Raw genomic sequence first — 6,954 nt, 5'->3', positions numbered from 1 at the left:
GTCCGCCGCTAACATCAGGGAGCAAGCTCCCATCTGTCCGCTCGACTTGCATGTATTAGGCACGCCGCCAGCGTTCGTCCTGAGCCAGGATCAAACTCTCCGATAAATGGATCACAGACTAAGTTCACTGCATCCTGCAGTGACGTCTGTGTGATCTGCATCGTGCAGACCTAGTTTGACTGACTACGCACATCGCTGTGCGATTTATTTAAAACTTTGAATTAACAGGTACGTTTTGTCTTGTTTAGTTTTCAAAGATCATTATAATGGAGCGGGTGATGAGAATCGAACTCACGACATCAGCTTGGAAGGCTGAGGTTTTACCACTAAACTACACCCGCATTTTAAATTGGCGCGCCCGAGAGGAGTCGAACCCCTAACCTTTTGATCCGTAGTCAAACGCTCTATCCAATTGAGCTACGGGCGCTTATCAGGCGACTCAACTATCATACTATCAATCAGCGATGATGTCAAGTGTTTTTTATTTCTTTTCGAAGTTGTTTTCTCAACCTCATTTATTATACACGTTTCTGAGAATTTGTAAAGTCTTTTTTCAAAAGCTCATTTTCTCTTTTAGCGTGATCGCTTTGTTCATCAGCGACGTTTAATAATATACCATGCCCCCTTAAATCGCGTCAACACTTTTACAAAAGTTTTTTCTCGCTTATTACTTCCTTCTATATATATAGAAAATAAAAAACAGGATTCCTAAGAACCCTGCATCTCTCTTGATTACCCGCTCACCTTGACCTCTGCACTTTTTCGCTCTGGTTTTTCATAAGTACGGAAGTTTTGTTCAAGCTGTTCAAGCGACAGACCTTTTGTTTCCGGCAGGAACCTTTTCACGAATATGACGGACGCTATTCCTAACAGAACAAAAATAAAGAAGGTTGCAGACAATCCGATGTTTGCGAGCAGAACCGGGAAAGTTAAACCGACAAGGAAGTTCGCGATCCAAAGACAGAAGACAGTGACTCCCATACCAAGCCCCCGCAATCGAAGCGGGAATATCTCCGACAGCATCAGCCAGGTCACAGGAGAAACCGCTCCCTGCTGAAACGCAAGGAAAGTGACGGTTAACCCAAGAACTACATAAGGAAGTGAAGGGGATCCTTTCAGCACGACAGATAAAATGCCGATCAGCAGCAGCACGGCAGTCGTTCCGATCAGCCCCGTCATCAGCATCGGGCGCCGGCCGACTCTGCCGAGAAGCCATATGCCCACAAAAGTCGCAAGCACGGAAATCACACCGTTAGCGATATTGCCGATCAATGCAGCTTTTGTTTCGAAGCCGGCATCTTTTAGTATTTGAGTTCCATAGTACATAATTGAATTTACGCCGGTGAGCTGCTGCACTACAGCAATTCCGATTCCGATAAACACAATGCGGCGCACCCACGGAACGGCAAGGTCCTTAAATGTCGCCTGCTCCATCTCCGCTTCCTTATGAAAAGCAGATTCAATCTCGGCGAGTTCTGACTTTGCTTTCTCGTCATTCCGTATTCGCCGGAGAACGCACAAAGCATCTTCTTTTCTTCCTTTAGAAACCAACCAGCGCGGACTTTCAGGAACTTTCAGCATACCGAAAAACAAGAATACCGCCGGAAGAGCCGCGATAACGAGCATGTAACGCCAAGCGTGGGACGTATCACCGAGCACATTGCCGATGATGGCATTACACGTGAAGGCAAGCAGCTGGCCCGTTACAATCATCAGTTCATTTTGGGTAACCATTCTCCCCCGGCTTTCCACCGGCGACATTTCAGCCAAGTATGCCGGAACTGTCACGGAAGCTCCCCCGACAGCAAGCCCCAGCAGAAAACGAGAGATAATCATAACCGATACGTTAGGCGCCAGTGTACATCCCAGCGTCGCCGCAAAGAACAAAACGGCAAGGAAAAGGATATTTTTACGTCTGCCGTTATAGTCTGACAGCCGCCCTCCGATAACTGCGCCGATCGCAGCCCCCAAGAGAAGGGAGCTTGCCACCATGCCTTCAGTCAGGGCCGTAAGATTAAGCTGGTCAGCTTTCGCCATAAAAGGAAGCGCTCCATTAATTACACCTGTATCGTAACCGAAAAGAAGCCCCCCGAACGTCGATACTAAAATGATGGTTCTCAAAAATGAATACTGGCTGCTATTTTTATTCATCTTCAAATCCTCCCAGTTTTTATACAGAGATATAAACCGAATATTCAGTTATCTATATTTACGCCTATAATGACTTACCCACGTTTCGACAATTCAAAACAGCTTTTATATAAAAAATCACTCGAAAGTGTCATCATTTATCATTTATATTTGCTCTCTCCTTTCGTCGAATTGTTACTTTATAGTTATTTTTTAGTTAAGTTGTAATTATATTATTAGCACTTATGTTATTATCTTAATTTTAAAAGCGCTTTCAGTCAATAAATATTTCAGATAATTTCAAAACTCTTCTAAATATGATCTACAAATAATCAATATTTGTTTAAAATCAGCTCACTTTCAGAATATACTCAATAATCATCTCAGTTTTAATCAATAAATGATTATATAATGAAAAAACCCCCAACTGCTGATCGGGGGTTTTTGTTTATTCTTCGTTCAGTTTAACGATCGTTCTCCCTCTCGCTTTTCCTTTTAAGAGAGCAGGAAGCGTGTCCGGCAGTTCCTCAAGTGTAATTTCCTTTTGAATAAAGGTCTCGAGATCCGCTGGCTTGAAATCTTCAGCCAGACGCTGCCATGTTTTCTTTCTTGTCTCCATCGGACAGGATACGGAATCAATTCCTAGGAGGCTGACGCCGCGCAATATAAACGGAAAGACCGTAGCCGGGAGTTTCGTTCCCGCTGTCAGTCCGCTCACTGCAACTGCTCCGCCGTACTGAATCTGGCTGAGAACTGAAGCAAGCGGCTCACCTCCGACCGGATCGACGGCCGCGGCCCATTTTTGTTTTTGCATCGGTTTTAACGTGCCATTGTAAACTTCGTCACGGTGAATAACCGATTTCGCACCGAGACTCTTCAGATAGCCGCTTTCTTCTTCTTTTCCTGTACTGGCCTCTACGTCATAGCCTAATGCAGAAAGAATGGAAACCGCAAAGCTTCCAACGCCTCCTGTTGCTCCCGTCACCAGCACTTTCCCTTTTTCAGGGGCGGCATGGTTTTCCTCAAGACGCTGAACGGACAATGCGGCCGTAAAGCCGGCGGTTCCGATCGTCATGGCTTCTTTAAGAGTCAGACCTTCAGGCAGCGGCACGATCCAATCTGCCGGAATGCGGGCCATCCCGCTATAGCCGCCAAAGTGGGAAACACCTATGCCGTAGCTTGTCGCAATGACTTTGTCCCCTTCTTTAAAACGGGCGTCATCTGAGGAAACGACGATTCCCGCTAAATCAATTCCCGGCACGAAAGGATACGAGGTTACGATCTTGCCGTCAGGAATGGCAGCCAAGCTGTCTTTGTAATTCACGCCTGAATAGCAAACCTTAATCAGCACTTCACCCTCGGGAAGGTCCTGAACTGCGAGCTCCTGTACGCTGACTGAAAACCGGTCTTCACGTTGATCGACTACTAACGCTTTAAATTGATCTGTCATCACTACGTCTCCTTAAAATGTATTGAATGGCTTTGAAAAAGCATAAACTAAGTTTGATTTGTTTTCAAATGTCCTGCCCCGTGTAGTATGATCAAAAGAAAAAACAGCGAAAGAGTGGTTAGCAGCATGTCTGATAAACAAAACAATGATAACAAAAATAACAACAGCAGTAATCAAACATTACCGGACATTATTCATACCGCCGTTTTCAAGGCGCCGCTGCAAGTGGTCTGGGATACGGTCTCCACTGCGGACGGACTGTCTCTCTGGTTTATGCCGAATGATTTCACGCCTCAAGAAGACAGTGATTTTCAGCTGGAATCTCCATTCGGTCCGTCTCCGTGCAAGGTGCTGGATATCGAAGCGCCGTACCGTCTTTCTTTTTCATGGGATACGGAAGGCTGGATCGTTTCTTTTGTCTTGAAAGAAACGGAAAGCGGAGATACGGAATTCACTCTCATTCACGGCGGATGGAAAGAGCCGGATGCCGTCATCAATAAAGTCAATCGGAAAAGCTCGGAGATTCACAGTACGATGGACCAAGGATGGAACGGGCTTGTGAAAACGAAGCTCCGCGGGGCGGTCGAGGCTTAATGCAAAAGGACGGGACACACTTTCCGTCCTTTTTTTGCTGCCGATACATAAAAACCGACTTTGCTAAGACACTAACAGAAGAACCGAAAACTGTTTTCAGCGGGCGCTGTTAATGTACTATTACAAAGAAGAACTGATCAATATCATTAAGCCGGATCCGGCCGCCGCCAAGGTGCTTCAGGAAATTTTAGGCGGGCACTACGGAGAAATGCGGACGATGATGCAATACTTTTTCCAAAGCTCTAATTTCAGGGGAAAAGAAAAGCAGTTCCGCGACCTGCTTCGGGGCGTATTTTTAGAAGAAATTGCACACGTTGAGCTCGTCCAGCATACGATTAATGCGCTGCTCGATGAAAGCGGGGCTGAGGGCCCCGGAAATCAGGCTTCAGATCAGGCGCCGATTGACGAAGCGGTGAAGCATGCCAATCCGCACCATTATATTATCGGGGCGCAAAGTTCTCTGCCTGCAGATGCAAGCGGCAATCCATGGAATGGCTCTTGGGTCTACAATCACGGGAATCTGATTTCCGACTTATTGGACAATGTCGTGCTGGAATCAACCGGCGTGCTGCAAAAAACGCGCATTTATGAAATGAGTTCTAATCAGACGTTCAGAGAAACACTCGGTTTCCTGATTGTCCGTGACAATGCTCATCAAAATGCTTTTACAAAAGCGCTGGAAACACTGGGTGTTGAATGGGGAAAATTATTCCCCGTGCCGAATTATGACATTGAGAAATATCCGGAGTGCCGTAAATTCGTTGAGATGGGATATCACAATACCCAATTTAATTTCAGACTGGATTCGACACGGATCGGAGAAATTCTGCAAGGACAGACGCCGAGCCGAAACGGCGGCGAATTAAGTGTGTCTGAGCCGCCTAAAGGGTTCCCTGTGCCGGAACTTCCTGAGCTTCCGAATGAGCACAGCCCCGGACTGAAAGATATGAACTTGTAATAAAAAAACGCCTGCTTCGGGCGTTTTTTTATTTTTATAGATGTAAGGTTTGAACGTGAGCAAAACGGGGAATATAAGCGGGGAGATCTTGACATGCGGCCGTATCAAGTCACTCCATTATGATTTGAGCATACTGCTGTACATACTTCAGCATATAAAGCTGTCCTAATTTTCCAGCCGGCCGGCTGGGTATGTTCGAATGATAATGGGAATTATGTAAATAGAACATGTCTTATAAGGAGGCAGCGAATGTCTAAGCAAGGAAACTTCCAGAAATCTATGTCACTTTTTGATCTTATTTTAATCGGCATGGGAGCCATATTCGGTTCAGCATGGCTGTTTGCCGTCAGTAACGTCGCCTCTAAAGCGGGCCCATCAGGCATTTTTTCCTGGCTGATCGGCGGGGGAATCATCTTATTGATCGGTTTAGTTTATGCGGAACTGGGCGCCGCGCTGCCGCGGACCGGGGGAATTATCCGGTATCCCGTATATTCACACGGACACCTTGTCGGATATTTAATTTCCTTTGTCACCATTGTGGCCTACACGAGCCTTATTTCTATAGAAGTCACGGCAGTCCGCCAATACGTGGCGTATTGGTTTCCCGGGTTGACCGTGAAAGGTTCTGACTCGCCGACAATTGCCGGGTGGATATTGCAATTTGCGCTGCTCTGCATGTTCTTCCTCCTCAATTACTGGAGTGTCAAAACCTTTGCAAAAGCAAACTTCATTATTTCGATTTTTAAATATGTCGTTCCGATTACGGTTATTATAGTACTGATTTTTCATTTTCACCCGGGCAATATGACCGTTCACGGATTCGCGCCTTTTGGTTTCACCGGAATTCAAGCCGCGATTTCTACCGGCGGTGTCATGTTCGCCTATCTTGGGCTGCACCCGATTGTGGCTGTCGCAAGTGAAGTGCAGAATCCGAAGCGGAACATTCCGATCGCGTTGATTGTCTGTATTATCGTTTCTACTATTATTTACACCGTGCTGCAGCTCACTTTTATCGGGGCGATTCCGGCGGATACCCTGAAGCACGGATGGCCGGCTATCGGGACTGAATTCTCTCTTCCGTTCAAAGATATCGCCGTTTTGCTCGGATTAGGGTGGCTGGCGACATTGGTTATTTTAGATGCGATTTTATCACCGGGCGGTAACGGTAATATCTTTATGAATACGACTTCACGTCTCGTCTACGCCTGGGCCAGAAACGGAACTTTATTCAGCATCTTTTCTAAAGTCAATAAAGAAACCGGGACACCGCGTGCCTCCCTTTGGCTTTCGTTCGGTCTGGCTGTTTTTTGGACGCTGCCGTTCCCTTCTTGGAACGCTCTCGTCAACGTGTGCTCTGTCGCATTGATTCTGTCTTATGCGATTGCGCCGATTTCTTCAGCGGCGCTGAGGGTGAACGCGAAGGATATTAACAGACCGTTTTATTTAAAAGGGATGAGCATCATCGGGCCGCTGTCGTTTATTTTTACCTCTTATATTGTATATTGGTCCGGATGGCGCACCGTATCCTGGCTTCTCGGTTCTCAAATTGTCATGTTTCTGATCTATCTCTGTTTCAGTAAATATGCTCCCAAAGATGATGTCAGCATACGGCAGCAGCTGAAATCAGCATGGTGGATCGTCGGCTTTTATGTGATGATGCTGATTTTCTCCTATCTCGGCTCGTTCGGCCACGGATTGGGTATTATCAGCAATCCGCTTGACCTGATTCTGATCGCCATCGGTTCGCTCGGTATTTATTACTGGGCAAAATATACGGGACTGCCGAAGGCTATGATCGACAGTGATAAATGATGAACGCCGG

At 46.3% G+C, this 6,954-nt stretch carries 5 protein-coding genes, 2 tRNA genes and 1 rRNA gene; 3 read left to right on the top strand and 5 right to left on the bottom strand.

Annotated features, from left to right (window positions below):
- The 5 genes from ACH32G_RS17095 to ACH32G_RS17075 form a co-directional block, all read right to left on the bottom strand.
- Positions 1–106, bottom strand: a 16S ribosomal RNA gene (locus tag ACH32G_RS17095); the annotation flags it as partial.
- 161 nt (positions 107–267) lie between these two features.
- Positions 268–341 (bottom strand) — tRNA-Gly (locus tag ACH32G_RS17090).
- Between the two features lie 9 nt (positions 342–350).
- Positions 351–427: transfer RNA gene (locus ACH32G_RS17085), tRNA-Arg, on the bottom strand.
- Positions 428–732: 305 nt separating this feature from the next.
- The gene (locus ACH32G_RS17080) at positions 733–2,151 is read right to left on the bottom strand and encodes a sugar porter family MFS transporter (RefSeq protein WP_448814618.1); all 1,419 of its coding nucleotides are present in this window, start codon (positions 2,149–2,151) and stop codon (positions 733–735) included.
- A 427-nt stretch (positions 2,152–2,578) separates the two neighbouring features.
- A complete protein-coding gene (locus ACH32G_RS17075; RefSeq protein ID WP_045926943.1) occupies positions 2,579–3,580 on the bottom strand; it encodes an NADPH:quinone oxidoreductase family protein in 1,002 nt (333 codons plus the stop codon).
- 126 nt (positions 3,581–3,706) lie between these two features.
- On the opposite strand from ACH32G_RS17075, the gene ACH32G_RS17070 reads away from it, so the two are divergent.
- From ACH32G_RS17070 to ACH32G_RS17060, 3 genes are all read left to right on the top strand, one after another.
- Complete coding sequence (locus tag ACH32G_RS17070; RefSeq protein ID WP_448814617.1) at positions 3,707–4,174, top strand: SRPBCC family protein; 468 nt, start codon at positions 3,707–3,709, stop codon at positions 4,172–4,174.
- A gap of 112 nt (positions 4,175–4,286) precedes the next feature.
- Positions 4,287–5,132, top strand: a complete 846-nt coding sequence (locus tag ACH32G_RS17065) for a manganese catalase family protein (protein ID WP_415273358.1) — start codon at positions 4,287–4,289, stop codon at positions 5,130–5,132.
- A 249-nt stretch (positions 5,133–5,381) separates the two neighbouring features.
- Entirely contained in the window at positions 5,382–6,944 is a 1,563-nt protein-coding gene (locus ACH32G_RS17060) for an APC family permease (protein WP_047478243.1), read from the top strand.
- Positions 6,945–6,954 lie beyond the last annotated feature (10 nt).

It is taken from the genome of Bacillus sp. CIS52 (genome assembly GCF_053545315.1).
Note: the sequence above shows the minus strand (reverse complement) of the source record. Positions and strands in the feature narration are given on the sequence as shown.

Coding starts and splice junctions, on each gene's coding strand:
- ACH32G_RS17080 (WP_448814618.1), bottom strand. CDS start 2,151: ATGAATAAAAATAGCAGCCAGTATTCATTTTTGAGAACCATCATTTTA.
- ACH32G_RS17075 (WP_045926943.1), bottom strand. CDS start 3,580: ATGACAGATCAATTTAAAGCGTTAGTAGTCGATCAACGTGAAGACCGG.
- ACH32G_RS17070 (WP_448814617.1), top strand. CDS start 3,707: ATGTCTGATAAACAAAACAATGATAACAAAAATAACAACAGCAGTAAT.
- ACH32G_RS17065 (WP_415273358.1), top strand. CDS start 4,287: ATGTACTATTACAAAGAAGAACTGATCAATATCATTAAGCCGGATCCG.
- ACH32G_RS17060 (WP_047478243.1), top strand. CDS start 5,382: ATGTCTAAGCAAGGAAACTTCCAGAAATCTATGTCACTTTTTGATCTT.